This window comes from Solidesulfovibrio fructosivorans JJ] (assembly GCF_000179555.1).
Lineage (GTDB): Bacteria > Desulfobacterota > Desulfovibrionia > Desulfovibrionales > Desulfovibrionaceae > Solidesulfovibrio > Solidesulfovibrio fructosivorans.
Map to the genome: position 1 here is coordinate 46,654 of NZ_AECZ01000008.1, position 26,937 is coordinate 73,590.

Annotated in this window: 20 protein-coding genes; 14 read left to right on the forward strand and 6 right to left on the reverse strand. The window is 60.9% G+C overall.

The features are described 5' to 3' along the window. The first annotated feature begins 20 nt into the window (after positions 1–20). The 5 genes from DESFRDRAFT_RS07420 to DESFRDRAFT_RS07440 all read left to right on the forward strand — a co-directional run bounded on the left by DESFRDRAFT_RS07420 (position 21) and on the right by DESFRDRAFT_RS07440 (position 6,920). Positions 21–833 carry an ABC transporter ATP-binding protein gene (locus tag DESFRDRAFT_RS07420; RefSeq protein ID WP_005992644.1) on the forward strand — a complete coding sequence of 271 codons (813 nt, stop codon included), beginning with the start codon at positions 21–23 and terminating at the stop codon, positions 831–833. A gap of 168 nt (positions 834–1,001) precedes the next feature. Next, positions 1,002–1,742, forward strand: coding sequence for an ABC transporter permease (locus DESFRDRAFT_RS07425; protein ID WP_005992645.1), 741 nt, complete (start codon positions 1,002–1,004; stop codon positions 1,740–1,742). A gap of 3 nt (positions 1,743–1,745) precedes the next feature. Further along, positions 1,746–2,510, forward strand: a complete 765-nt coding sequence (locus DESFRDRAFT_RS07430; protein ID WP_005992646.1) for an ABC transporter permease — start codon at positions 1,746–1,748, stop codon at positions 2,508–2,510. Positions 2,511–2,553: 43 nt separating this feature from the next. After that, positions 2,554–3,486 carry an ABC transporter substrate-binding protein gene (locus DESFRDRAFT_RS07435; protein ID WP_005992647.1) on the forward strand — a complete coding sequence of 311 codons (933 nt, stop codon included), beginning with the start codon at positions 2,554–2,556 and terminating at the stop codon, positions 3,484–3,486. Positions 3,487–3,572: 86 nt separating this feature from the next. Continuing rightward, positions 3,573–6,920 carry a DEAD/DEAH box helicase gene (locus tag DESFRDRAFT_RS07440; RefSeq protein WP_005992648.1) on the forward strand — a complete coding sequence of 1,116 codons (3,348 nt, stop codon included), beginning with the start codon at positions 3,573–3,575 and terminating at the stop codon, positions 6,918–6,920. 269 nt (positions 6,921–7,189) lie between these two features. Here the strand turns inward: DESFRDRAFT_RS07440 and DESFRDRAFT_RS07445 are convergent, their stop codons facing one another. From DESFRDRAFT_RS07445 to DESFRDRAFT_RS07460, 4 genes are all read right to left on the reverse strand, one after another. After that, entirely contained in the window at positions 7,190–8,149 is a 960-nt protein-coding gene (locus DESFRDRAFT_RS07445; protein WP_005992649.1) for an ABC transporter substrate-binding protein, read from the reverse strand. A 184-nt stretch (positions 8,150–8,333) separates the two neighbouring features. Further along, on the reverse strand, positions 8,334–9,827 hold the full coding sequence (gene betB / locus DESFRDRAFT_RS07450; RefSeq protein WP_005992650.1) for a betaine-aldehyde dehydrogenase: 1,494 nt from the start codon (positions 9,825–9,827) through the stop codon (positions 8,334–8,336). A gap of 10 nt (positions 9,828–9,837) precedes the next feature. After that, a complete protein-coding gene (betA, locus tag DESFRDRAFT_RS07455) occupies positions 9,838–11,502 on the reverse strand; it encodes a choline dehydrogenase (RefSeq protein ID WP_005992651.1) in 1,665 nt (554 codons plus the stop codon). Continuing rightward, positions 11,499–12,257 carry a FadR/GntR family transcriptional regulator gene (locus DESFRDRAFT_RS07460; RefSeq protein WP_005992652.1) on the reverse strand — a complete coding sequence of 253 codons (759 nt, stop codon included), beginning with the start codon at positions 12,255–12,257 and terminating at the stop codon, positions 11,499–11,501. The genes betA and DESFRDRAFT_RS07460 overlap by 4 nt, the downstream gene beginning before the upstream one ends. 487 nt (positions 12,258–12,744) lie before the next feature. Here DESFRDRAFT_RS07460 and DESFRDRAFT_RS07465 point away from each other — a divergent pair, with 487 nt between their 5' ends. The 7 genes from DESFRDRAFT_RS07465 to DESFRDRAFT_RS22890 all read left to right on the forward strand — a co-directional run bounded on the left by DESFRDRAFT_RS07465 (position 12,745) and on the right by DESFRDRAFT_RS22890 (position 21,812). Beyond that, positions 12,745–13,875, forward strand: coding sequence for a class II glutamine amidotransferase domain-containing protein (locus tag DESFRDRAFT_RS07465; RefSeq protein WP_005992654.1), 1,131 nt, complete (start codon positions 12,745–12,747; stop codon positions 13,873–13,875). Further along, entirely contained in the window at positions 13,839–15,473 is a 1,635-nt protein-coding gene (locus DESFRDRAFT_RS07470) for a glutamate synthase-related protein (protein WP_005992656.1), read from the forward strand. Before DESFRDRAFT_RS07465 ends, DESFRDRAFT_RS07470 begins: the two co-directional genes overlap by 37 nt. A gap of 50 nt (positions 15,474–15,523) precedes the next feature. Beyond that, on the forward strand, positions 15,524–17,854 hold the full coding sequence (locus DESFRDRAFT_RS07475; protein WP_005992658.1) for an FAD-dependent oxidoreductase: 2,331 nt from the start codon (positions 15,524–15,526) through the stop codon (positions 17,852–17,854). A 158-nt stretch (positions 17,855–18,012) separates the two neighbouring features. After that, on the forward strand, positions 18,013–20,091 hold the full coding sequence (locus DESFRDRAFT_RS21200; RefSeq protein WP_005992660.1) for a pentapeptide repeat-containing protein: 2,079 nt from the start codon (positions 18,013–18,015) through the stop codon (positions 20,089–20,091). Continuing rightward, positions 20,088–20,288, forward strand: a complete 201-nt coding sequence (locus DESFRDRAFT_RS07490; RefSeq protein WP_005992663.1) for a hypothetical protein — start codon at positions 20,088–20,090, stop codon at positions 20,286–20,288. Before DESFRDRAFT_RS21200 ends, DESFRDRAFT_RS07490 begins: the two co-directional genes overlap by 4 nt. A gap of 190 nt (positions 20,289–20,478) precedes the next feature. Further along, positions 20,479–21,090: a GNAT family N-acetyltransferase gene (locus DESFRDRAFT_RS07495; protein WP_005992665.1), complete on the forward strand. Its 612-nt coding sequence runs from the start codon at positions 20,479–20,481 to the stop codon at positions 21,088–21,090. Between the two features lie 530 nt (positions 21,091–21,620). After that, a complete protein-coding gene (locus DESFRDRAFT_RS22890; RefSeq protein ID WP_233489579.1) occupies positions 21,621–21,812 on the forward strand; it encodes a hypothetical protein in 192 nt (63 codons plus the stop codon). A gap of 43 nt (positions 21,813–21,855) precedes the next feature. On the opposite strand, the gene DESFRDRAFT_RS07505 is transcribed toward DESFRDRAFT_RS22890, so the two are convergent. Further along, positions 21,856–22,773 carry a DMT family transporter gene (locus DESFRDRAFT_RS07505; protein ID WP_005992669.1) on the reverse strand — a complete coding sequence of 306 codons (918 nt, stop codon included), beginning with the start codon at positions 22,771–22,773 and terminating at the stop codon, positions 21,856–21,858. Positions 22,774–22,827: 54 nt separating this feature from the next. Further along, complete coding sequence (topA, locus tag DESFRDRAFT_RS07510; RefSeq protein ID WP_005992671.1) at positions 22,828–25,092, reverse strand: type I DNA topoisomerase; 2,265 nt, start codon at positions 25,090–25,092, stop codon at positions 22,828–22,830. A gap of 147 nt (positions 25,093–25,239) precedes the next feature. Here topA and era point away from each other — a divergent pair, with 147 nt between their 5' ends. After that, on the forward strand, positions 25,240–26,157 hold the full coding sequence (era, locus tag DESFRDRAFT_RS07515; RefSeq protein ID WP_005992673.1) for a GTPase Era: 918 nt from the start codon (positions 25,240–25,242) through the stop codon (positions 26,155–26,157). Between the two features lie 57 nt (positions 26,158–26,214). Further along, positions 26,215–26,928 (forward strand): YggS family pyridoxal phosphate-dependent enzyme, encoded by a 714-nt coding sequence (locus tag DESFRDRAFT_RS07520; RefSeq protein ID WP_233489580.1) that lies wholly within the window; start codon positions 26,215–26,217, stop codon positions 26,926–26,928. Positions 26,929–26,937 lie beyond the last annotated feature (9 nt).

Consider the following 26,937-nt stretch of genomic DNA (forward strand, 5'->3'; position numbering starts at 1 on the left):
TTGCATTACGAATACCCCTTGTGCTGACTATTGAAGAATTGTCCAAAACTTACGCCCAAAACGGTTCGCCGCCGGCCTGCGCCCTGGCCGGGGTGAGCTTTGCCGTGCCGCGCGGGGCGTTCGTCTCGCTTCTGGGGCCGTCAGGCTGTGGTAAATCCACCATCCTCCAATGCGTGTGCGGGCTTATGCGCCCCACTTCCGGCCACGTGCGCCTCGACGGCCGCGACGTCACCAGCCCGCCCCCGGAAATGGCCCTCATCTTCCAAAACGCCGCCGCCTCGCTCTTCCCCTGGCAAACCGTGGCCGAAAACATCCGCTTCGTGCTGCGCCGCAAACCCGGCTCCAAAAAAGACAAGGAACAGGCTGCAAGACAGGCCCTGGCCTCGGTCGGACTGGCCGCATTCGCCGACCGCTACCCCTGGCAGCTCTCCGGCGGCATGCAGCAGCGCGCCGCCCTGGCCCGGGGACTGGCCTACGGCGCGGATATCCTGCTCCTCGACGAACCCTTCGCCTCCGTCGACGCCCAGACCCGCGAGGAACTCGAAGACCTGCTCGCCGCCGTCGCCCGCAACCAGGCCAAAACCGTGCTCTTCGTCACCCACGACATCGACGAGGCCGTGTACCTGTCCGATACCGTCATCGTGCTCACACCGCCGCCGGCCAAAGTCGCCGCCACCATCACCGTCGAACTGCCCACACCCCGCGACCAGATCAGCACCCGCGAGGATCGCCGCTTCCTCGACGCCCGTAGGGCGATTCACGCCCTGTTGCGGCGAGAGGAAGAGGGTGGGAGGGGCGTTGCCCCTCCCACACCCACCCCACCAGGGGAATAATTCCCCTGGACCCTTTAATAGCGGACAATTTCAACCATCACCGACATGCCGCATCCATCCGACATATCCAACCCATGCCCCATCAAAGGGGGCCCGGGGGGAATTATTCCCCCCGGTAGGGTGGTCCAGGAGGGGCGACGCCCCTCCTGGCCGCCGGAGGCATCATCCATGGGCTACTTGCTCCTCCTCGCTCTGCTCCTCCTCTGGGAGGCGACGGCGCGGGGGGGCGTGGTGCGGCCGGATTTGTTGCCGCCGGTTTCGGGGGTTGTTGCGGAGTTATGGCGGTTGACGGTTTCCGGCGAATTGTGGCGACAGGGCGGCGCGACGCTGTGGCGCACCCTGGCCGGGTTTGCCTTTGGCGGCGGAGTCGGCGTGTTGTTGGGGTTTTGTTGTGGTGTGTTTCCGGAATTCGGCCGGGCGAGCCGGACCACGGTGGAATTCCTGCGGCCCATGCCGTCGGTGGCGCTGATTCCGATCGGAATTTTGTTCCTGGGGCTGGGATTCGGGCTGTGCGTGGGCATCGCCGGGTTCGCCTGTTGCTGGCCGGCCTATGTGGCCGCGTTGGCCGGGGCCTCGGCCGCCGGTCCGGAGCTTTTGGCCACGGCCAGGGTGTACGGGTTGTCGCGACGCGAGACGATTTTGCTGGTGCGCGCCCCGGCCGCCCTGCCCCAGGTGATGGCCGGGCTGCGGGTGGCTTTGGCCGTGGCCGTGGCCGTCACCGTGACCACGGAGATGGCGGCGGCGGGAAGCGGCCTGGGTTCGTTCATCCTGGAGTCGTCCCTGGCCCGGCGTCCCGATGCCATGTACGCCGGCATCGTGGCCGTGGGGTTGCTCGGCTTCGGGCTCAACGCCGCCTTCGTGGGCGTGCGCGGCCGCGTTTTGCGCTGGATGCCGCGCAGGGGGCGTTAGGCGATGCGACGCGTCTCGGGACTGATCGTTTTCGTGGCCCTGGCCTGCCTGTGGGAAGCGGTTTCCAGGCTTGGCATCGTGTCACACCTCTACTTTCCGCCGGTTTCGATCATTGCCGTCACCTTCTGGAAGCTGACCGTCTCGGGGCTGTTGCCGCTCCAGGCCGGGCAGACGCTTACGCGCGCCCTGGCCGGACTGGGGATCGCCGCCGCGGTCGCCGTGCCGCTCGGGCTCGGCATGGGCGTTTCGCGCCGGCTGGCCCGGCTGCTCTCGCCCACGGTGGAGCTTTTGCGCCCGGTGCCGCCGCCGGCCATCATTCCGGCGGCCATGCTCCTTTTCGGCATCGGCTCGGGCATGAAGGTGTTCGTGGTCTTTTTCGCCTGCTTCTTTCCCATCCTGGTCGGGGCCATGGACGGGGCCAGGGCGGTGCCGCCGCAGTTTCGCCTGACGGCCGCCGCCTACGGCCTGTCGCGCTTCGACACCCTGGCCCGGGTCATGTTGCCGGCGGCCGGGCCGAGCGTCGCGGCCGGATTTCGCACGGCCGTGCCCATGGCGCTGATCGTGGCCGTGCTCTCGGAGATGATCGGGGCCACCAGCGGCATCGGACATTATATCCTGCGCATGCAGCGCACCTTCGCCATTCCGGAGATGTATGCCGGGGTCGCCATGCTCGGGATTCTCGGACTCGGGCTCAACGCGGCCGTGGAACGCGTCACTGCGCGGCTTTTACGCTGGCATGACGGACGCGGGGACGCTATGGAAGGCTGATCGCGTTTTCGGCCGCAGCCACGACAACCCACAGGAGGCCCGTATGCCGCGCCCGCTGCTTTTCGCCCTGCTCTCGATTTTCCTCGCTCTGCCCGTCCACGCCGCCGAACCCGCGCCGCTTAGGGTCGGCTACATGCCGGTCGGCGACTGCCTGCAATTCTTCGTGGCCGAGGCCGAAGGGTATTTCAAGGCCGAAGGCCTGGCCGTCACGGGCGCGTCCATGAAGGGCGGCGCGGTCATCGCCCCGGCCGTGGAAGGCGGCGAGCTGGCCGTCGGCTGGTCCAACACCGTGTCCATCATCCTGGCCCACGCAAAGGGTTTCGACTTCACCTTCCTGGCCCCCGGGGCCGAAGGCGTGGCCGGCACCAACGACGTCCATGCGCTGCTCGTGCCGGCGGATTCCAAGATCACCTCGGTCAAGGAGCTGGCCGGCAAGACCGTGGCCATCAACACCCTCGGCAACATCAACGAGGCGGCCATGCGCGCCCTGGCCGAAAAAGCCGGGATCGCTCCCGATTCCATCCGCCTCGTGGAAGTGCCCTTCCCGGACATGGCCACCGCCCTGGCCAAGGGATCGGCCGACGCGGCGCTCACCCTCGAACCCTTCGTCACCGACGCCGTGTCGCGCGGCGTGGCCAAGGTGCTTGATCCCTCACCCCATGCCGCCTTCGGCAACCCCTATCTGATCGGAGCCTGGTTCGCCAAAAAGTCCTGGATCAAGGCCCACCCCGAGGAAGCGGCAGCGTTCGTCCGGGCGGTGACCAAGGCCTCGGCTTTCATCACCGCCCACCCCGACAAGGCCCGTGAAATCCTGCGCGGCCGCACCAAACTCTCGCCCGAACTGGCCGCCAAAATCACCCTGCCGCGCTTCCCCGAAAAGCTCGAACCGGCCGCCCTGCAAGGCGTCATCGACGTCTGCGCCCGCTTCGGCCTCATCCCCAAGCCCTTCGCCGCAGGCGACGTGTTGGGGAGGTGAACGGGAAATGCGAAGGAGCAACCCCAACATGCGCGCAACAGGTTCACCCGCAACAACTGCGGAAGGCTCCCCACTTTAAGGTAAAAATGAATAAAAGCAGTATGATATCACTCGTCGAGTCTGACAAGGAGCGCCTCCTCGCCATTCTCAATTCGTGGCACAAGATTGAATTCTTCATACCATTCGATCTTGATGGCAGCGTTGTCCAAGATACCAACCAACGTAAAAAGATAAACTGGTTGCATAAGGACTCACTCCAACAGGGAATGGAGATATTCAACTTCCCGGCGTGTTCCGACGACAAAATCCCCAACTACTCCTTGTTTCTTGGCGTATTCGACAAAAATGAGATTGCGCCTATTTGCCAACGCATGCTTCAACTGGGTCCCGATGACAATGATACATTTGAAAATCAGGAAAGAGGAGACTTGGAAGGGGCCACCTGCTTCGCCAAAATCAAGCTCAACGAACATGGAGAACCGCTGTTTGATGCAATCTCAATCTCAACGTTGCCCTGGGCGTTGGGGATGGTTCAAACCCTCGGACTTGACGGGTTGAGCGCCAGCAGTTTCGCTTTGGCCCAGGCGCGGTTAGTCGAGAGGCTTCAAAACTTCGCCAATCAACGCGAAACCGCAGGGGCTCCGCAGCCATTGACCGCCGAAGACATTTTCGCCCTGCGCGACCTGCTCTACGATTGGGCTAAATTCACGCCTAAAGACGAAACGGCCCCTGCAATCCTTCAGTGGCAAGAGTCACACGCCAAATCCGGTAATGCCGATAAAGACAACACCCCTGAAGATGACGCCCTCCAGGAGCCGGAGGTGGATATCCTCAACAGTTTTTTCATCAAGGATCTTGAAAGCGCAATGGAGGATGCGGAAGCGGGCAAGATGTCGCGCTCATTGCGCGAATACCTGACGCCACGCAACCCGGCGGAGAGAATCGACATTTACTCGAAAGAAGGCAGGAGGACGCTGCAAGAAAAGCTGCGCCCGAACATGTTCAACCGTGGACATTGGTTCGACGCTCCCGACCATCTCATGAGCCTGATGCAGCAGTTCGCCATCAACATGGCGTTCGAGGTCAATGAACAGCGCGGCATATTTTCGGTAAACGGACCTCCCGGCACCGGCAAAACAACCTTGCTGCGGGATATCATCGCCGAGAACGTCGTCCGGAGGGCTGGCGTGCTCGCCGCATTTCGAACGGCCGCATGCGCTTTTGACGGGAAAAAACAACTCCCGTTGGGGAATGGGACATTGGTCTGCACGCTCAAACCGGAACTCGCCGGCTTCGAGATGATTGTCGCCTCATCGAATAACGCGGCGGTTAACAACATATCCAAGGAGCTTCCAAAACAAGCATCCTTGGGAAAAGTTTGGCGCGACAAGACGTATATCCAGCAAACTGCCCAGAAGATCGCAACCAAGAACAATGGCAACAAATTCACGCCGCTCCCTCCAGAAAAAACACAATGGGGCCTCATCGCGTGCGCCTTGGGGAACTATGCTAACCGCAAGAAATTCAATGAAGGCTTTTTCTTTTATCCTGACAATCAAAATCGCAGTCCGGCACATAAGCTTGGCCTGCTCCATATCTACGACTGGATAGATCAATATAACGGTCCAACGTTTGACGAAGCAAAAACGACATTCCTGTCCAAACAAACACTTGTTGAAGATGAGCTTACAGATCGCACTTTGTTTGCTTCTTTGGCTGAGGAATTGGCAGGACAAACGGAAGACTCTTACGTTGCCGGAAACATAGAAGATCTTGAACATTGTCAACAGGAACTTACCCGCATTAAGCAAGCGCTTGCCCGCGCCACGCAAGAAGCCACCGAAATCCGGCACTCGATTCACCAAGCCGAGATGGAATGGCTTACCCTCGAACAACAAAAACCGGGCTGGTTCAGTCGCCTTTTCCGGCTTTCTTCTGACAGAAAATACCGCTTGGCCGCCCGCGTCCTCACGTCGAAGCGCGAGTGTTTGGAGGCGGACATCGCAGCTGTCGACAGCAGAGTGAACTTGCTGCGGGACCAAGAAATTCAGGCGGACACTTGCTGCCGGGAAGCTGGCGGGCGATTGGCAAGGCGGCGGCGGGAATGGGAAGTAAAACAGAAAGAATTTGAGGCACTAAAGCAACATTTCAGCAATTTCGACATACCTCGAACGCCAGACGAGCTTGAAACCGAGGCATTCCAAATACGCGGCCTCTGGAACGACGAAAGGCTCTCAACGCTTCGGACCGAGCTCTTCAGCGCGGCGCTGACCCTGCATGAAGCCTGGCTTGCCGACGTCGGCAGGAACAAAGACCGCGGCGGAGCAGGTTTTAGAGGCAACATCATGGCGATCAGCAATTACCTCAAGGGACATGCCCGCCTCGACAACCTGGACGCCCTCACAATCTGGCAAAGCCTCTTCATGATCGTGCCTGTTGTTTCAACCACCTTTGCTTCCTTTGCAACCCAGTTCAAAGACGTCGGTTCCAACATGCTTGGCTGGCTGTTCATTGACGAGGCGGGGCAAGCTGTTCCGCAGGCGGCGGTCGGCGCATTGCGGCGGACGCAAAACGCCGTCGTCGTCGGCGACCCGCTCCAGATAGAACCGGTCTTCACGGTCCCTGCAAACTTGATCCGCTCCATTTCCGCACTTTCTCCACACACGAAAGAAGGCGACTACGCGCCGGACGTGGTTTCGGCCCAGAGCCTGGCCGATGCCTGCAATACGTACGGCGCGTATACATCGTCCTATTCAAGGGAAAGCCAGACATGGATCGGCAGCCCACTAAGGGTTCACAGGCGTTGTATCGAACCCATGTTTTCCGTTTCAAACAACATCGCATACGAGGGGAGGATGATTTTTGGCCTTCCCCACAAATCCGCCCCAAACCAACCGCCCTTGCCTCTTGAAAGCGCGTGGGTGAATATCCTTGGACAAACAACCAACCAACAGATTGTTCCAAGCCAGATTGAATTCGTTATCCGGCTCATAATAAATACGTTCATGCAGCAGAATGAACTCCCCGCAATTTATGTCATATCCCCGTTCAAGGCCGTGACGAAAGAACTTCGAAAAAAACTAAAAGGCGATTGGGCAATTTATGGAGCGACGAACAAGCCGGCAGAACGCACTCTCAACGACTGGTGCAAAGCGAGAATAGGGACAGTACACACTTTTCAAGGCAAGGAAGAAGATTGTGTTATCATGGTCCTCGGCGCGGACAGCGACACTAAAATCGGGGCAGCCCAGTGGGCCGCATCCAAACCAAACCTTTTAAATGTCGCGATTACTCGTGCGAAAAAACGGTGTTTCATCGTAGGAGACAAGAAACTTTGGGCGAGCATGAAGTACTTTCCATCAGCCCAAAGAGAGTTCAAAACGATCACACCCGAGATGGCCTTAAAAGCGACTTCACTCGTTAGTATTACGTAGCGGCGGTGTTATGGTGAATGGCCTGAGGTGGTCACAAGAAATTGGACAGCCCGTTAAGCTCTCGTCCAATTGAGCCCATGCCGCCTTCGAAGCCAAGTGGCCTTCTCGGCCTACGTCCATAGGGCGACGTCCATCATAAGGGTCCCCCTCTCGCGCTCTCCCCTCCCCAAAACTTCCAACGGTGACAATCTGTTATCGTTAAAAGTCTTTGGAAAGGGGGTCTGGGGGAAAACTTTTCTACAGAAAAGTTTTCCCCCAGTCTTATCCTCTTAATGCACCTTGGCCAGGAAGGCCGTGACCACGGGCAGGGCCGGTTTGCCCTTCCTGGTGGTGACGCCGTCGAGCCATTTTTTCAGGATATCCGGGTTGGCTTTGAGCCACTTGAGCGCCGCGCGACGGGGTTGTTCCTCTTTGCTGTTGTGCAGCGTGGTCATGATGGTGTTCATCATGGGGATGGGGAAGGTGAGATTTTTGAGGAACTTCGCGACGTTTGGATACTGCTTGTCGAAGCCTTTGCGGATGTTGGTGTAGACGCTTGCGGTTCCGTCGTTGGGGCCGAAGGTCGCGTCGGTGGAGCCGGTCAGGTACTTCATGTCGATGGTCTCGTTCATGCTGTGGGGCGACCAGCCGAGAAAAACGATCCACTGCTTTTTCCGGGCAAAGGCCTGCACCTGGCCGAGCATGCCGGCTTCGCTCGAGGACACGAGCTTGAAATCCCCCAGGTCGAACATGTTCTTGTCGATCATGGCCTGGATGATCTCGTTGCCGTCGTTGCCTTCCTCGATGCCGTAGATCCTGTGGTCCAGCTTGTCGGCATATCTGTGGATGTCGGAAAAATCCTTGAGGCCGGCTTCGTACTCGTAGGTGGGCACGGCCAGGGTGTACTTGGCCCCGGTCATGTTTTCGCAGTATTTGATGACCGAGCCGTCCTTGAAATATTTCTCCGCGATGGTGGCCATGGACGGCATCCAGTTGCCGAGAAACACGTCCGCCTCGCCCGTGGCCATGGCCTTGTAGGCCAGCGGCACGGACACCATGAGGTTGCGGGCCTTGTAGCCGAGAACATCCAGAATCTGAACCGCAAGCTCGGTTTTGATGGTCACGCCCGTCCAGCTCACGCTGGCGAAGGTGATCTCGCCGGGCTTGGCCAACGCCTGCCCGGCCATCAGCGCCACAGACAACGCCAGACACATGGCAAAGACCAGCTTCCTGGTTGTTGATCGAAGCATCAGACCTCCTTGGGTTGAGGTGGTGGGAGCTTGGGGTGGGCGAGAGGGGAACCCTTTTTGAAAAAAGGGTTCCCCTCTCGCGCTCTCCCCTCCCAAAAACTTCTCACGATTACGGATGCTTTAACGACAACGCTTTGTAACCGTTAGAAGTCTTGGGAAAGGGGGTCCGGGGGGAAACCTTTCTTCAGAAAGGTTTCCCCCCGGTTACACCAAACCACGCAACCGCCTTCGGCGCGTGGTTCTGGTAGACGTGCTTGACCTCCTGGTACTCTTCCAGGCCGATGCGGCCGAGTTCGCGGCCAAGTCCGGACTGCTTATAGCCGCCCCAGGGGGCCTGGGTGAAATACACGTTGAAGTCGTTGACCCAGACCGTGCCGAACCGCAGCTTGCGCGAAACCCGGGCGATGCGGTCCGGGTCGCGGGTCCAGAATCCGGCCGACAGGCCGTAGATGGTGCTGTTGGCGCGGCTTATCGCCTCTTCCTCGGTCCTGAAGCGCTCCACGGTGATGACCGGGCCGAAGACTTCTTCCTGGACCACGCGCATGGCGTTTTCGCAACCCGTAAAAAGCGTGGGCAGGTAGTAGAAGCCGCCGGCAAGGGCCGCATCGTCGGGACGCGATCCGCCGCAGACGAGCTTCGCCCCTTCCTTTTGGGCGATGGCCACGTAGCCTTCCACCTTGTCCCGGTGGGCGGCGGAAATAAGCGGCCCCATCTCCGTGCCCTCGTCAAGGCCGTTGCCCAGGCGGATAGTGCGGATGCGTTCGGCCAGCGCCTCGACGAAGGCGTCGTGGACGCCGTCCTGGAGCATGAGCCGCGCCCCGGCCGAGCAGATCTGGCCGGCGTGGAAGAAGACGGCGTTCAGGGCGTAATCCAGGGCCACGTCGAAGTCGGCGTCGTCGAAGACGATGTTGGGATTCTTGCCGCCAAGCTCCAGGGCGACCTTTTTCACGTTGCCGGCCGCCGCCCGCATGATGGACTTGCCGGTGACGATACCGCCGGTGAAGGAGATAAGGTCCACGTCCGGGTTGGCCGCGAGTTCCGCGCCGACCGGATCGCCGGGGCCGGTGAGCGTATTGAAGACGCCGGGCGGAAACCCGACCTCCTCGGCCAGCTCGGTGACGCGTAGCGTGGTCAGGGGCGTGAGCTCGCTCGGCTTGACCACGATGGCGCAGCCGGCGGCCAGCGCCGGGGCCATCTTCCAGGCGGCCTGGAGCAGCGGGTAGTTCCAGGGCGATATCTGGCCGCACACGCCCACGGGTTCGCGCACGAGAAGGCTCGTGGAATCCGGGTTGGGCGAGGCGATGACCTCGCCGCCCTCCTTGTCGGCCAGCCCGCCGAAGTAGCGAAAGATGCCGGCGATGTCGGCCATGTCCCAGCGCGACTCCTCCAGCGTCTTGCCGGTGTCGAGCGTCTCCAGTCTGGCCAGCTCCTCGGCGTGTTCCTCGATCAGGTCGCCAACGCGTCGCACCATGGCCCCGCGCTTGGGGGCCGGCACGTCGGACCAGACGCCGCGGTCGAAGGCGCGGCGGGCGGCGGCGATGGCGGCCAGCGCATCCTCGCGTCCGGCATCGGCCACCTGGGCGAGCGTCTCGCCCGTGGCCGGGTTGACGGTCGGGCGCGTGGCCCCCGAGGCGGCCGGTCGCCAGACGCCGTCGATAAAGAGCTTGTCGAAAACCATGTTCGCCTCCTTAGACGGCGTCCGGGGAGGACGCGGTTGCGGGTTCGTGGCGGTAAAAGGGTCGCGAGGACGGCTCGGGCGGCGTGTTGCCGAGAATGGCGTCGGCGGCCTTTTCAGCCAGCATGAGCACCGGCGCGTAGATGTTGCCGTTGGTGATCGTCGGCATGACCGAGGCGTCCACCACGCGAAGGCCGCGCAGGCCGTGGACGCGCAGTTTCCCGTCGGTGACGGCCATGGGATCGCTCCCCATCTTGCACGTGCAACTCGGGTGGTAGGCGCTCTCCCCTTCCCGGGCCACGAAATCGAGGATCTGCTCGTCGGTCGCCACGTCCGCGCCCGGAGCCAGCTCGTCGCCCCGCAACTCGTCGAAGGCCGGCTGGTTGAGGATCTTCCTGGCGCAGTGGATGGCCTCGACCCATTCCTTGCGCTCCTTTTCCGTGGACAGGTAATTGAACAGGATGCTCGGATAGACGGCCGGGTCGTGGGAGGTGATCTTCACGCGGCCGCGCACGTCGGTGTTCATGGGGCCGACGTGGACCTGATAGCCGTGGCCGGCGGCCGGGGCCGAGCCGTCGTAGCGGATGGCGATGGGCAGAAAATGGAACTGGAGGTTGGGGTGGCCAACCTCGTCGTTGCCGCGAATGAAGCCGCCGGCCTCGAAGTGGTTGGTCGCGCCGATGCCCTTGCGCAAAAAGAGCCATTCCAGGCCGATTTTCGGCTGGTTCCACCATTTGAGGGCCGGGAACATGCTGACCGGCTTTTTGCAGGCGTACTGGACGTAGAGTTCCAGATGGTCCTGAAGGTTTTCGCCCACGCCCGGCAGGTCGGCCACGGGCGTGATGCCAAGCGAGGCGATCTCGTCGGCGTTGCCCACGCCTGAAAGCTGGAGCAGTTGCGGGGAATTGATGGCCCCGCCGCAGCAGATGATCTCCCCGCCTTTGACCTCGCGGACCTTTCCCCCCCGGCGGTATTCCACGCCCACGGCCCGGTCGCCCTCGAAGAGGATGCGGCTGGCCGTGGCCCGGGTCACGATGTCCAGGTTCTCGCGGTTCTTGATGGGGTGGAGGTAGGCCCGGGCGGCGTTGTGGCGGCGGCCGCGATAGGTGGTGCGGTCGAAGCGGCCGAAGCCTTCCTGGCGCTCGCCGTTGACGTCGTCGGTCAGGTTGTAGCCGGCCTGGACCGTGGCCGCAAAAAAGGCGTCGAAAAGCGGATTGTCGCATTCAGGGGTGGTCAGGGCCAGGGGGCCGCCCACGCCGTGGTAGCCGTCCGCCCCGGCAAGGCGCGTCTCCACGCGCTGAAAATACGGGAGGACATGGGCGTAGCCCCAGTCTTCGAGGCCGTCGTTCGCCGCCCAGTTCTCGTAATCCCCGGCGTTGCCCCGGATGTAGATCATGCCGTTGATGCAGCTCGAGCCGCCGAGGACCTTGCCGCGCGGCTGGTAGATGCGCCGGCCGCGCATGTACGGCTCGGGATCGGATTCGTACCACCAGTTGTAGGTCTTGCCGGCCAGTGGATAGGTCAGGGCGGCGGGCATGTGGATGCGGAAATCGAACCGGCGGTCCCAGGGCCCGGCCTCGAGGACCAGGACCTTGTGCTTGGGATTGGCGCTTAGGCGGTTGGCCAGGACGCACCCGGCCGAACCGCCGCCGACGATGATGAAATCATACTGCTTCATGTCTGCTCCTTTGGTATCCGGTCCGCGTCGTCCTCGCCGCCCCGCTCCAGGCGGCGGCGCAGCCAGGCGTAATGCAGGGAAACGTGGGACAGGGCGGCCAGGGGCTCGCGCGCGGCGATGGCCCGGGCGGTGTCGCGCCAGTTGGCCACGGTGCGTTCCCGGCAGCCAGGGTCTTCGTACAGGGCCATGTCCAGGGAACTGAACCCGAGCTGCACCGCGCGCATGATCCATTCGAAGACCGGGTTGTCGGCCATGCGGGCAAGCGCCAGATTGCACTCGCGGTCGCGCTCGGCCACGAGGTCGAGGTCCGGGGCGTCGCCGGCGGCCGCCGCGGCCAGCGCGTCGGCCAGGCCGGCCAGCTCCCGCATGTCCGCTTCCGTGGCCCGGGCCACGGCCATGACGATGAGCGCCCGGTCCACGGTCTCGCGAAACTCGATCAGCCGCGCCGGCGACACCTGGCGCTGCTTGAGGAAAAGGGCCAGGGACTCGCTGACGTTGTCCACGCCCACGGCCTTGACGTAGGCCCCGCCGCGCGCGCCTTTTCGGATCTCGAGCAGGCCCTTTTGCTTCAGCGCCCGCAAGGCCTCGCGCACCACGCCGCGCGAGGTGCGAAACTGGGCTTGCAGCTCGCGCTCGCTCGGCAGGCTTTGCCCCGGCGCAATGGACCCGTCGGTGATGGCGGCTTCGATTTGCAGGGCCACGTCCTCGCTGGCCCGACCCGGCCGGGCCGGGGAAAACAACAGTACGGCTTCCATGGATGGCATCCTTAATGGTCCTACCTTAATTCCCAATTATTGCGAAAAAATGCCGAATAAACCCATTATCAACATAAAGCCGCGACAATTGGTAGGACCTTTGGTAAGCAGGGGTTGCGGCGCTTGTCAAGCCGTCGGCGTTTGACGCGCGCCATTTCGGTCTTATTATCCACAACTGGGCGTATGGGCCGGGATTGGCGCGGCCCGCGCCGTGACGGGTGGGACGGCGCATGCCTCCGGGAAGGGAGGCTGTGGAAACCGAAGAATCGTCGGCGTGATCGCGGGCGAGGCGCATGCCATCTGGCCTGACTTTTCAAAAAAGTTGAAAAGTCACAGGGGCATCGGATTTCGCTAAAACAATCTTCCGCTGGAAATTATTTACATTTTTCGCAAGAGGACCCCTTTTTTTATTTTTTGCTTTACGCTGCCCTATTTTGTCACTATGAAAAAACCCCCCTCAAATAGATAGCGTTATTCGGAGTAGACCATGTGCCGCTTATTCGCCCTCAGCAGCCGGGACCCCGTGTCCCCCATGCGCGCCATCGAGGCCCTCAACGTTATGAAGGAAGGACACGACGGCTCCGGCGTCGGTCTTTTTCTCCATGACCTGGGAGGACCCTTCGGCGAGATGAAGGATGCGCCGATCCTTTCCGGCATCTTCACGGACGACGGACTCAAGCGCCTCGACGCCTTCATGGACGAACGGGGGTTCGTCACCAAGTCCACCCTCGTGCTCGACCCCAAGACCAAGATTCCAGCCGGCACCCCGGTACGCGGAACCTACATGGCCCGGGCCTACGAGGTCCCGGCCGACCTGAAAAGCAAGGGTCAGGCCGAGCGCGAACTCACCTATATGAGCATCCGCGTGGCGCTCCGGCTCATGGGCGAGGCAAAGGAAGACATCCGCGTCTTCTCGTTCTGGCCGGACACCATCATGGTCAAGGAAGTCGGCGACCCGCTGACCGTGGCCGAATACCTCGGCCTCGACCGGCCGGAGCTTTTTTGCCGCCGCATCCTGGCCCAGGGCCGGCAGAACACCAACTACGCCATCAACCTCTACGCCTGCCACCCCTTTTTCCTCCAGGGCGTCTGCACCATGACCAACGGCGAGAACACGGCTTTCGTTCCTATCAAGGAATACCTGCTCTCGCGCGGGTTCGAAGGCTACATGGGCTACCAGTCCGACTCGGAAGTCTTCGCCCACATCATGCATTTCACGCTCAAGCGCCTAGGCCTTGGCATCGAATACTACAAGCACGTCATCACGCCGCTGTCCAACGCCGAGATGGAAGGCCATTCGGACCGCGAATTGCTTGCCCGCATCAAGCAGACCTGCCGCAAGCTCATCATCGACGGTCCCAACTGCGTCATCGGCTGCCTGCCCGAGGGGACCATGTTCATGGTCCAGGACCGCAAGAAACTGCGCCCCGGCGTGGTCGGCGGAAAAGACGGCATCTTCGCCTTCTCCTCGGAAATCTGCGGCCTCGACGCGGCCATCCCCGATCGCGACGAGCATGCCGACTTTCAACCCATGCACCTGGACACGGCCATCGTGCGCCCCGAATGCCAAGAGGTCACCATATGCAATCAACTGCAGTCATTACCCCGTCCACACTAAGCGTCAACGACATGCCCTGGCAGGTGGACTGGGACATCAACACCTGCGCCCTGTGCGGCCGTTGCACGTCCGTGTGTCCGGTCAACGCCATCGAACTCGGCGTATTTCGCAAGCGTATCCTCAAGACGCCGGAAGCCCTGGAAAAAAAGGGCAAGTCCCGCTTTTCCGTCTATTACGGCATCCGTCAGCGCACCGACCCGGCCTACCACTGCATCGGCTGCTCCATGTGCAACATGGTCTGCCCCAACAACGCCATCACCCCGCGCCTGCGCCCCGAAGCCACCACGCTCAAGTTCCACAACAACCGCGGCGGCCAGGCCCGCACCCGCGGCGGCCGGCGCAACGATCCGGGCAGCCTGCTCGACCAGATCAAGTTCATCCGCATCTCCATGCTCACCGACCCGGCGCTCGACGCCGGCCGGCACGAGTTCGAGCTGCGCACCCTCCTCGGCCGGGTGCAGCCCCCCGAGGAAGGCCTCCACGCCCTGGAAGAACACGCCTGGGTGCCGGCCGTGCGCGAGATCTACCCGCTGATGATCGGCTCCATGTCCTTCGGCGCCCTTTCCCCCAACATGTGGGAAGGGCTGATCATGGGCGTGACCTACTTAAACGAGGAAATGGGCATGCCGGTGCGCATGGCGACGGGCGAGGGCGGCTGTCCGCCGCGCCTTTTGCGCTCCCGCTTCCTCAAGTACGTGGTGCTCCAGATCGCCTCGGGCTACTTCGGCTGGGACGAGATCATAAAGGCCCTGCCGGACATGAAGGAAGACCCCTGCGCCATCGAGATCAAGTACGGCCAGGGGGCCAAGCCCGGCGACGGCGGGCTCCTCATGTGGTACAAGGTCAACAAGCTCATCGCCGCCATTCGCGGCGTGCCCCAGGGCGTGTCCCTGCCGAGCCCGCCCACCCACCAGACCCAGTATTCCATCGAGGAGTCCGTGGCCAAGATGATCCAGTCCATGTCCATGGCCTGGGGATTCCGCGTCCCGGTCTACCCGAAGATTTCCGCCACCACCTCGGCCACGGCGGTGCTCAACAACCTCGTGCGCAACCCCTACGCGGCCGGGCTCGCCATCGACGGCGAGGACGGCGGCACGGGCGCGGCCTACAACGTCTCCATGAACCACATGGGGCACCCCATCGCGTCCAACCTGCGCGACTGCTACGAAGACCTGTGCACCGCCGGCAAGCAGAACGAGATTCCGCTCATTGCCGGAGGCGGCATCGGCAAAAACGGCAACCTCGCCGCCAACGCCGCCGCGCTGATCATGCTCGGCGCCAGCGCCGTGCAGTCGGGCAAGTACATGATGCAGGCCGCTGCCGGCTGCCTGGGCTCCGAGCGCGACCGGTGCAACGTGTGCAACATCGGCGTGTGCCCCAAGGGCATCACCTCCCAGGACCCGCGCCTGTACCGGCGGCTGGACCCGGAAAAGGTGGCCGAGCGCCTGGTGGACGTGTTCCTCTCCTTTGACACCGAACTGCGCAAGATCGTCGCCCCGCTCGGACGTTCCACGTCGCTGCCCATCGGCATGTCCGACGCGCTCGGCATCAGCGATTACCACGCGTCCCAGCGCCTCAAGATCAAGTACGTGGTCTAGGCGGCGGCCCGGCGAAACAGAACCCCAGCAGCAGCAAGGCAGCAACGCACATGGCACAGCAAAGCGTTACCATACACGGCATCGAAAACGGCCACCGGGTGGATTCCCGCATCCTCGAGGAGCGCATCCAGCGGGCCGTGACCCAGGGAGCCCGCGAACTTCTCGTCGAGGCCGACGGCCAGCACGGCATCGGCGGCCGCCTTTTCGTCTCCCGCAACGAACCCATCACCGTGCGCGTCACCGGAGCCCCGGGCCAGCGCACCGGCTCCATGGGCTTCCCGGGCACGAAAATCATCATCGACGCCCCGACCTCGGACGACGTGGGCTGGCTCAACGCCGGGGCCGAGATCGTAGTGCTCGGCAACGCCGGCAACGGCGCGGCCAACGGCATGGCCCAGGGCAAGGTCATGGTCGCCGGCAACCTTGGCGCGCGCGGCATGACCATGACCAAGCGCAACCCCAAGTACGCGGCCCCGGAAATGTGGGTGCTTGGGAGCGTTGGCGACTATTTCGCCGAGTTCATGGCCGGCGGCACGGCCGTGGTCTGCGGCTTTGAGCCGCAAAACCCCGACAATATCCTTGGCTACCGGCCCTGCGTCGGCATGGTCGGCGGCCAGATCTTCTTCCGCGGCCCCTACAAGGGCTTCTCCCTGGCCGACGCCAAGCTCGCGCCCATCGACGACGCGGCCTACGCCTGGCTGACCGAAAACCTGCGCGCCTACCTCGACGCCATCGGCAAGCCGGAACTCTACGAGACCCTGGCCGTGCGCGAAGAGTGGCAGCTTATCGCCGCCCGCACGCCGGTCGAAAAAACCGGCCGGGTCCGCCGCTCCATGGACGAATTCCGCGCCAACGTCTGGGATGCGGAACTCGGCAAGGGCGGACTCATCGGCGACCTGGACGACAGCGACAGAAGCCCCATCCCGCTGATCGTCAACGGCGAGCTGCGCCGGTTCGTCCCGGTCTGGGAAAACAAGAAATACCTTTCGCCCTGCCAGGCCAGCTGCCCCACCGGCATTCCGGTCCAGAAGCGCTGGCAGCTCGTGCGCGACGGGCTCATGGACGAGGCCATGGATCTGGCGCTGGCCTACACGCCCTTCCCGGCCACGGTCTGCGGCTACCTGTGCCCGAACCTGTGCATGCAGGGCTGCACGCGCAACATCGGCCACATGCTGCCCCTCGACACGGCCCTGCTCGGCAAGGCCAACGTCAAGGCCGGCCATCTGCCCAAGCTCCCGCCCCTTTCCGGCAAGCGGGTGGCCGTCATCGGCGGCGGCCCGGCCGGCATGTCCGTGGCCTGGCAATTGCGCCTGGCCGGCCATGACGCCGTGATCTACGACCCGGCCGAAAAGCTCGGCGGCAAGATTTCCGCCGCCATCCCCGCCAGCCGCATTCCCCAGGAGGTCCTGGAGGCCGAAATCAAACGCGCCCAGGAAGTCCTGCCCCATATCCGGTTCCACAAGGCCATCACGGGTGAGGAATTCGCCCAGATCGTGGCCGACTACGACTTCACGGTCCTGGCCGCCGGCGCCAGCATCCCGCGCATGCTGCCCGTTCCCGGCAAGGAGCTGGCCACCCCGGCGCTCACCTTCCTCAAGGCCGCCAAAAAGGGCACGGCCAGGGTCGGCAAGACCGTGGTCATCATCGGCGCGGGCAACGTGGGCTGCGACGTGGCCACCGAGGCCGCGCGCCTGGGGGCCGAATCCGTCACCCTCATCGACATCCAGACCCCGGCCTCCTTTGGCAAGGAACGCAAGGACGCCGAGGCCGCGGGCGCCAAGTTCAAGTGGCCCTGCTTCACCAAGGAGATCACGTCCGAGGGCGTGACCTTGCAATCCGGCGAAGTGATCCCGGCCGACACCGTCATCCTGTCGGTCGGCGACGTGCCCGACATGGACATCCTCGACGGCACCATCGCCACCGAGCGCGGCCATGTGGTGGTCAACGACATCTACCAGACGAGCAACCCCAAGGTGTTCGCCATCGGCGACATCGTGCGGCCGGGGCTCCTCACCCAGGCCATCGGCATGGGCCGCGAGGCGGCCACCGCCATCATCGACATCTTCGCCGGCAAGCGCCCCCATACCGATACCCGCGAGCGCATCGACTACGACCGGGCCAAGCTCGAGTACTTCGATCCGCGCATCATGGAACTGGGCGACCTCAAGAGCTGCGCCAGCCAGTGTTCGTCCTGCGGCGCCTGCCGCGACTGTGGCGTCTGCACCATGATCTGCCCGACGGGCGCGATCTCGCGCAACCAGCTCGAAGACAAGGAATTCGAGATGGTCTCCGACCCCGCCAAGTGCATCGGCTGCGGCTTTTGCGCCAATGCCTGCCCCTGCGGCGTCTGGAGTCTGGTGGAGAATACGCCGCTGGTCTGACCCGGCATCCCGCGCAAATGAAAAGGGCCGTCTCATGCGAGGCGGCCCTTTTTTATCGGAAGCGCATTGACACATACGCAAGGCAAATATAGTGGTGTAAATAGAACTCCAGTCCGTTGCCTGGAAAATCCCCGACGTTCGACGTCCGAGGAATCGCCATGGCAGAGTGCAGCACAAAACATCTTGATGAACTCCGGGAAGCCATTCACCGCGATTCCGTTTTGATTTTCACGCATTTCTTGGCGTATCTCGCGATACTCATCTATTTTTTCATTGCCCTCCTCGGCACGAACGACGAAGCCATCCTCCGCGAAACGGCTAAGGATATTCCATTTATCAACATTACGATTCCCTTTTTTTGGTTCTTCACCCTTGGCCCCTGTTTTATTGCGATGATGCATATCAATCTCTTGATTAACTATTACTATATATCAAAGAAAACATATGGTTACAAAAAGTACCTGTCTTCGTTCAACTCGACGGAGCACCAGCAACAACAACATCTTGATTTGTATTCATATTTTCTATTTACAAGTTTTATTATTGACACTGAGATGTCACCAATATTGAAAATGCTGATTCGAATTATTCTTTGGATCTTTAATATCATTTTCCCCTGGACAATCCTCTTTCTCTTCCAAGCGGTATCCCTTCCTTATCACAGCAATGTTTTCATAACCGTGCAAAGGCTCGCAATATTAATCGACGTAATCATAACATTGAGGCTCATACCAGATATAACGTCAGGTGTTTTTGGAAACTATCCAACGCTAAAGGAATGGAAGAAAAACAAAGGAGAATTCATCAAAAAAACATATGCCGTCCTAAAAAAAAGCATGGTAGTATTTTACTTAGGCATACTATTTATTATCTTAAGTACTTTCTTCCTGACAATACAAGGCGAGTTTGTCGACCATTTCCGGAATGATATCTTAACATACATTGACAAGCGACTTAATGTATGCTCGAGCATACTGGACCCGATCACTTCAATATTCATTGATAAAAAAGCAGCGGAATGTAAAACAGCTGGGACTAAATACAAACACAGTTCCAGCTTTATCACTTTTTTAGACACAATATCTCAAAGAAATATCGATATTCAATATGCCATATTATCATTGCCGGATAAGAATGTGAATAAAATATTTCGGTGCCAAAATGAATATCCTGAAACCAATTGCGCAGACGAAATAGCAAAACAAATCAACCAAAAGCATCTCGATCTTCGAGGAAGGAACTTGGAGAATTCGAATTTTAAGTTTTCATTACTTTCTTCTACACTTTTTATTGGGGCAAATCTTTCTGGATCAAATATGCAAAAAGCGCACGCGCAATATTCTTATTTCATTCACGCAAGACTAGAAAATGTTGACCTGAACAACGGATGCCTTAAACATGCAAACTTCAAAAGTGCAAATTTAAAAAATGTTAATCTAAAAAATGCGAATTTACAGTATGCGGATTTGACCGAAGCGAATTTAGAGGGAGCAAATCTTGAAGATGCCGACCTTCAAGGAGCAATTCTTGATGGAGCAAATCTTTGCGGAGCAAATCTTAGAAACAGCAAGCTTACAGGAGCAACACTAATTAACACTGCACTTTATGGCGCAGACTTATTTAACGCGAATCTAGATATAACATATATCAAAAATTCTACATTTAATGGGAGTAATATTCAACTAACTTCATTTGAAGGATCACTTATTGACGATACACTTTTTGAACTTACAAATATAAAAAATGCAAGTTTTTATCTCGCAACAATTGAAGAATTAAACACCACTGGCAGCCATATAAATATGGAACAGCAATCCACCTGCTGCCCATGTAATAATAAATACATTAAAAACACAGACATAGATCAACAACAAATAAAAACAATAATTGCGAACATACTCACGTCAATATCAGATTCGAAAAAAAAGGAACTTGTCGAACTAAGGCTCCAAGGGATACAAAGCGATATACAACGTGAAAACATCACTCTTTCTTTTAAAGGCCCATGCCGTAATGACCCTAAAAAATGTAAAAAGCTGACAGAGCTGCTGGATGCTATCCTCAAAGAGCACCCACGGGGAGAAAGATACATGACAATACTTAGAGAAAAGTTAAAGAATTGCTGTGCAAACAGCGACATACTCTTGACCGAGCAGCCGTCAAGTTACCCATCTATTACATATCCTCCTCTTTTTTACTTCCCCATGTGTCCGGCAAATGGTGACCTCCAAAATTGAAACAAAGAATTTCCACACAACTGGAGTCTTTTTGCACGTCGCCCCATACTGAAACCCGCCAGTGCATCGACTTCGATCGGGCTAAGCTCAAGTACTTCGATCCGCGCATCATGGAACTGGGCGACCTCAACAGCTGCGCCAGCCAGTGTCCGTCCTGCGGCGTCCGGAGCCTGGTGGAGAATACGCCGCTGGCCTGACCCGGCTTCCCCCGCGCAAACGAAAAGGCCGTCTCGAGTGAGGCGGCTTTTTTTATTGGCGCAGCGCCGCGCTTGGCGCGCGATTCCAGAAGAAAGGCGGGGGCGGCTGCGATAAGGCCGCCACCGCGCAAGTTGCTCTCATGTACCGAAAAAGCTAAAAAACGGCGTTCAATCAGAATGGAGTTCGCCCATGGCAGACACGAACGCGGCTTCCCTTGTTGCCCGGTCCCTGGCCGCCGCCCTTGTGGATGACCCATTTTACCAGGCGATCAGTGTGGAAAGCGGCGACGATGCGTGCCTTATGAACCGGCTGACGCGCTATTTCGAGCATTCCATCACGGAAGGATGCGCAATCGGTGATGTCGCCCGCGCCGGAGACATCGGCGCCGCCATCTGGATCACATCGCGCGATGCGTCCCTTCTGCATAAGGCACGCGACGAAAAACTCGCCGCCATCTCCGAGGTATTGGGCCCGGCAGGCTTTTCAAACTACCAAACCATCGTTGCCGCCATGGAGCGCAACCTTCCGACGGCCATCGACCCGGCCTGCTGGTATCTCTCGATCATCGGCGTCGCGCCGGACAGCCGCAGCCGGGGAATCGGCGGCGGCCTGCTGTCGCCCATGCTGCGCAAAGCCGACTCGCTGACGATGCCGTGCTTCCTGGAAACCTTCAATCCCCGCAGCATTCCTTTTTACCAACGCCTTGGCTTTGCCGTCATCGAGACCCTCGTCGAACCCCTGACAGGGGCCCCCTACCAAGTGATGCTGCGAACTCCCAGACAAGATCGCCTCGCCGCCTGAGAGCAACCGAATGCGCTTCACCGAGCGGCGTCTGGGGATCAATAGTATTCATCCCCTATTCAAAGCGTATGTCCCCGCTGCACCCCATTCCCCATACCTCCCCCGACAAAGCCTTGCGCCGTTGCACGCAGGCGCTCATTTTGACACTGTGCGTCGAAGGCATTTCCTGGCCATTTGACTCTTACGAATTCATAATATTTTCACATCTACCGCCCATACTCTATGACTGGTTGCCTTTTTTACTTTCCTTTACTGTAATCTCCACGGAACTTTACAGCGTCTTCCTGCCAATCCGCTATTTTAGAAAAGCACGTTTTCGCTTACTCTACCAATTTTTCATTGTTCTCCTTGCCCATAGCATCATAAGCCACACCAACCCTTCCTTCACCAATATCCATTCCTACCACGCCTTCCGGAAAAACGAGCGTGAATATATCGCCAAATCGTACTGTTCCGGAAAGCTGCCCCTGGGGCGGGGCGATTGCGAACGCTACGTACGGTTGCCGCAAAAGTGGCAAGCGCTTTCGCTTATGAGCGACCATGTGGATATCGAATGCTACACCATGCGGCCGCAGGCGCTTTTCTACACGCGATGGGGATTTTTCAGTTACTGGGAAGCGCTTCTGTACCGGTTCGACGGCAGCTACCCCGACGATCCGCTCATTCTCAGATCATACAAGATAACGCGGCTCGACGACCATTGGTTCTATATCGTGCATTGATGCGCCCCGGCCGTCCGAAACCGGGGAGGGGCAGAAGTGGCTGCTATGACGCGGCCCGGCGCAACCGAGGCCGCACGCGCCAGGTGGCGATCATGATGCCGCAGGCGATGCAGACGCCGCCGGCCACATGGAAGGGCGCGATGCGCTCGTTAAGCACGAGGGCCGCCTCCACGGCGGTAAAAAGCGGCAGGGAGTAATAGACGAGGCCGGCAAGCACCGGGCCTATGGCCGTAATCGCCCTGGTCCAGAGGAGATAGGCGGCAAAGGAGCAACCTATGCCGACGTAGAGGACGCCGCCCGCCACCTTGGCGCTGACGGTCGGCACAGGCAGGAAGGCCATCTCCCAAACCAGCCCCGGCAGGGACAGCAAAAGCCCCCAGGTGAAGGTGGCGGCGTTAAATCCCTCGAGGGAGACATCCTCCGGCCGGTAACGCGTGCAAAAGGAATACACGCCGAAACAAACGACCCCGCCAAGGGCCCACAAATCGCCGGCGGCAACGTGCACCCGGGCGAGCGCCCGCCAGTCGCCCCGGGAGAACAGTATCAAGACGCCCAGCAGCACCACCAACACGCCGCCCAGCCGGCGGGGCGTTACGGGCTCCCCGTGGAAAATCCGGGACAGGATGATGATGGTGATGGGGGCCGTGGGCACGAGCAGGGCCATGTTGAGGCTGGCCGTGGTCTGGGCGGCCTTGTAGACGAGGGTATTGAGCGCCGTGACGCCAAGGAGCCCCATAAAGGCCATAGAGCGCCAGCTGCGGCGCATGCCGGGCCAGTCGGCCTTGAGCTTCGGCAGGGCCAGGGGCAGCAGGCAGACGAGCGCCACCAGCCAGCGCCAGAAATTGAGCGTGAACGGCGGGATGTCGTGGGCAATGCCCCGGGCGGCCACGAAATTGCCGGACCAGAGCACGGTCGCGCCAAGGGCGGCCAGAATGCCGACCGAACGGGGAGACACGGGCATAGACAACTTCCCGTGCCGCCGCCTGGCAACCGGGCGGCGGCGCTGTCACAGGGCCTACGACTCCCCGTCCTCGTCCTTCTTGTCCGAAACCGACCGCCGGTAGCGGCAGCCCCGGTTGGGGCAGGCGATCACCTCGCCGTCGCGGGTCTTCTTGCGCACCAGGATCTTGGAGTCGCACTGGGGGCAGGGCTCGTTGACCGGCCAGTCCCAGACCGCGAAGTCGCACTGGGGATAGTGGTCGCAGGCGTAGAACACCTTGCCCCGCTTGGAGCTTTTCTCCACCAGCATGCCCTCGCAGCCCTCGCGGGGACAGGGGACGCCGGTGGAAAAGGGCCGGGCGTACTTGCAGTCCGGCCAGCCCGTGCAGGCGATAAACCGGCTGCCCGTGCGGGACTTCTTGACGACCAGCGGCTTGCCGCACTGGGGGCACTCGCCCACGGCCGCCACTTCCTCGGGCTTGCGTTCCCGGGGAATGACCGCGCCGTCCGGGGCGCGGTCGAACTCCTTGGTGTTCTTGCACTCCGGATAGCCCGAACAGCCGAGGAACTCGCCGGCCTTGCCGAAGCGGATGACCATGGGCTTGCCGCACAGCTCGCACTTGACATCCGTTTCCTTGCCGGCCTTGACCTTGGCCATGTCCTTGGCCGCCTTGGCCAGGGTCGGATAGAAGTCGTCGGTGAAGTTCTTTAAAAGCCCCACCCAGTCGCCCCGGCCTTCGGCCACGGCGTCGAGGGCTTCCTCCATTCCGGCCGTGAAGCCCACGTCCATGATCTTGACGAAATGCTCGGCAAGGAGATCCGAAACCGTCTCGCCAAGTTCGGAAGGCACGAAATGCTTCTCCTCGAGCCGGGCGTAATCGCGGTCGAGCAGGGTCGAGATGATGGCCGCGTAGGTCGAGGGCCGGCCGATGCCCTTTTCCTCCAGCTCGCGCACCAGCGAGGCTTCGGTGTAGCGCGGCGGCGGCTGGGTGAACTTCTGGTCCTTTTTGAGCTCAAGGAGCTTCAGTTCCTGGTCCTTGGTCAGCGGCGGCAGCATCTTGGCCGCATCCCCGGCCTCCTGGCCGTAGACCTTGAGGTAGCCCGGGAAGATGAGCCGCTCGCCCTTGGCCTTGAACAGTCCCGGCCCGGCCGTGACGTCGACGGCGGTGTCCCAGAAGCGCGCCTCGCTCATCTGCGAGGCCACGAACCGCTCCCAGATGAGCTTGTAGAGGGAGAAAAGGTCCTTGGGCAGAAGCGTTTTGACATCGGCCGGCGTCAGCGTCACGTCGATGGGCCGGATGGCCTCGTGGGCGTCCTGGGCCCCGGCCTTGGACCGGAAATGGCGGGCCTTTTCCGGGTAATATTCGGGCCCGAGGCTTGCGGTGATGAATTCCTTGGCCGCGTCCCTCGCTTCGTCGGCAATGCGCGTGGAGTCGGTACGCATGTAGGTGATGAGCGCCACCGTGCCCCGCTCGCCGAGATCCAGGCCCTCGTAGAGCTTCTGGGCCGCGCCCATGGTGCGCTTAGCCGAGTAGCCCAGGCGCTGGTTGGCGGCCTGCTGCAGGGTGGAGGTGATAAAGGGCGGGGGCGGCGATTTCTTGCGTTCCTTTTCCGTGACCGACGTCACCACGAAGGGGTTGCCCGTGATCGCGGCCTCGGCCTCCTCGGCCGCCTCGCGGCTGCCGATCTCCACCTTCTTGCCCCTGTACTTGGCCAGCTCGGCCTCGAACTCCGGGGGCGCGTCGCCGGCGAGCCGGGCCTTAAAGACCCAGTACTCCACCGGCTCGAAGGCGCGGCGCTCCTTTTCGCGGTCGACCACCAGCCGCAAGGCCACGGACTGCACCCGGCCGGCGGAAATGCCGCTTTTGACCTTCTGCCACAGGATGGGGGACACCTTGTAGCCGACCAGCCGGTCGAGGATGCGGCGGGCCTGCTGGGAGAGAAAAAGTTTTTCGTTGATGTCGCGGGGGTGGGCCAGGGCCTCGCGCACGGCCCGGGCCGTGATCTCGTTGAACTGGATGCGGTGGATGGGCGCGCCCGCGTCCTTTAAAATCTCGGCCACGTGCCAAGCGATGGCCTCGCCCTCGCGGTCCGGGTCAGGGGCCAGATAGATGGTCTTGGCCGAGGCCGCCGCTTCCTTGAGCTTGGAAACGACTTTCTGCTTGCCCGGAATGATTTGATATTGCGGCGCGAAGTCCTCTTTTTCATCCACCCCGAGCTTTTTGGAGGGCAGATCGCGCACATGGCCAACAGAAGCTTCCACGGCATAGGCATTGCCGAGGAATTTCTTGATGGTCTTCACCTTGGCCGGCGACTCGACGATAATAAGGTCCTTTCCCATGGCAGGCGTGCTATAGCCACCCCAAGGTGGCAAGGCAAGGGTTGCCGTTTGTTTCCTTGCGGGCTACTCGTTATTTTTCGTTGCCGTCATATGACTTTTTAACAAATTAAACAGCGGTTGCCCAAATACCGCGCACCGGAGACGCCCTTGGAGCGCGCCCAACGTTTCGGCCATGTGGTCATGCTCGGCCCCACCAACGCCGGCAAGTCCACCCTGCTCAACCGGGTGATCGGACAGAAAGTGTCCATTGTTTCGCCCAAGCCCCAAACCACCCGCAACAGCATCAGCGGCATCCTGACCGAAGGCGACGCCCAGGCCGTGTTTCTGGACACGCCGGGGCTGCACCGCCAAAAACGCGGCATCGCCCCGCTGCTTTTACGCAGCGCCTACGCGGCCCTGGGGCAGGCCGACGTGGTGCTGGTGCTCCTCGACGGCGCCCGCTACGCCCGGGACCCCGACGCCCTGCGCGCCGACCTGCGCCCCGTCGTCCAGGCGCTGACGAACGCCAAAACGCCTGTTGTGGTGGCGCTCAACAAATCCGACGCGGTCAGGGACAAGGCCCGGATGCTGCCGGTTCTGGCCGCCATCGGCGAAGCCCTGCCCGGAGCCGAACTTTTCCCTGTCAGCGCCCTGACCGGCCAGGGCGTCGCGGAACTCTTGACCGCCCTTTTCGCCCGCCTGCCCGAAGGGCCCCACCAATACGACCCGGACGAGATATCAACGGCCCCGGTGCGTTTTCTGGCCGGCGAGATCGTGCGCGAAAAGCTCTTTTTGGCCCTTGGCGAGGAACTCCCCTACTCCACGGCCGTGACCGTGGAAAACTGGGACGAAAAGAGCAAACCCGGGCTGGTCAAAATTCTGGCCACCATCCTGGTCGGCCGGGAAAGCCACAAGCCCATGGTCATCGGCAAGGGCGGCGAGCGCATCAAGGACATCGGGGCCAAGGCCCGGGCCGAAATCGAAGAGATGATCGGGTCCCAGGTGTTTTTGGAGCTGTGGGTCAAGGTCCGGCCGGACTGGGCCGCCGACCAGGGACTCCTGCGCGAGTTGGGCCTTGGGGAATAGGCCCATGGCCCGGTTTTACATCGCCCGCCCATGCGGGTAGGGTCGGGGAATCAAAAAGTGACGGAAGTCGGAGACAGGTTGGTGGAAACGGACGCGGCCAAACGCCTGGCCCATGTGAAGGGGCGCATTGCCGACGCCTGCGCCGCTTGCGGCCGCGACCCGGCCGCGGTGACGCTGGTGGCGGTGTCCAAGCTTCACGACGTCGCGGAAGTCGCGGCCATGGCCGCCTGCGGCCAACGCATCTTCGGGGAATCCTACATCCAGGAGGCCCTGCCCAAGATGGAGGCCGCCCCGGCCGGGCTCGCCTGGCACTTCATCGGCCATCTGCAGCGCAACAAGGCCAAGCTGGCCGTGGCCCGCTTCGCCCTGATCCACACGGTGGACAATGCCGACCTGGCAGGAATATTGCAAAAAAGAACCGCTGAAGCGGGCCTGACCCAGGATATCTGCCTCCAGGTCAATGTGGCCGGGGAATCGCAGAAGTCCGGCGTCGATCCGCGGCGCCTGCCGAAACTGGCCGAAGCCGTGGCCGCCATGGGCGCCTTGCGCCTTGTGGGCCTTATGGTCATTCCGCCGGTCTTTGACGATCCGGAAGGCGCGCGGCCCGTTTTCGCCCGGTTGCGGACACTTCGCGACGAGCTGGCCAGCCGGCTCGCGCTGCCGCTTCCGGTTTTGTCCATGGGCATGAGCGGCGACCTGGAGGCCGCCGTCATGGAAGGGGCCACCCACGTGCGCGTAGGCACGGATCTGTTCGGCCCGAGACAGCGATAACGCGTTATA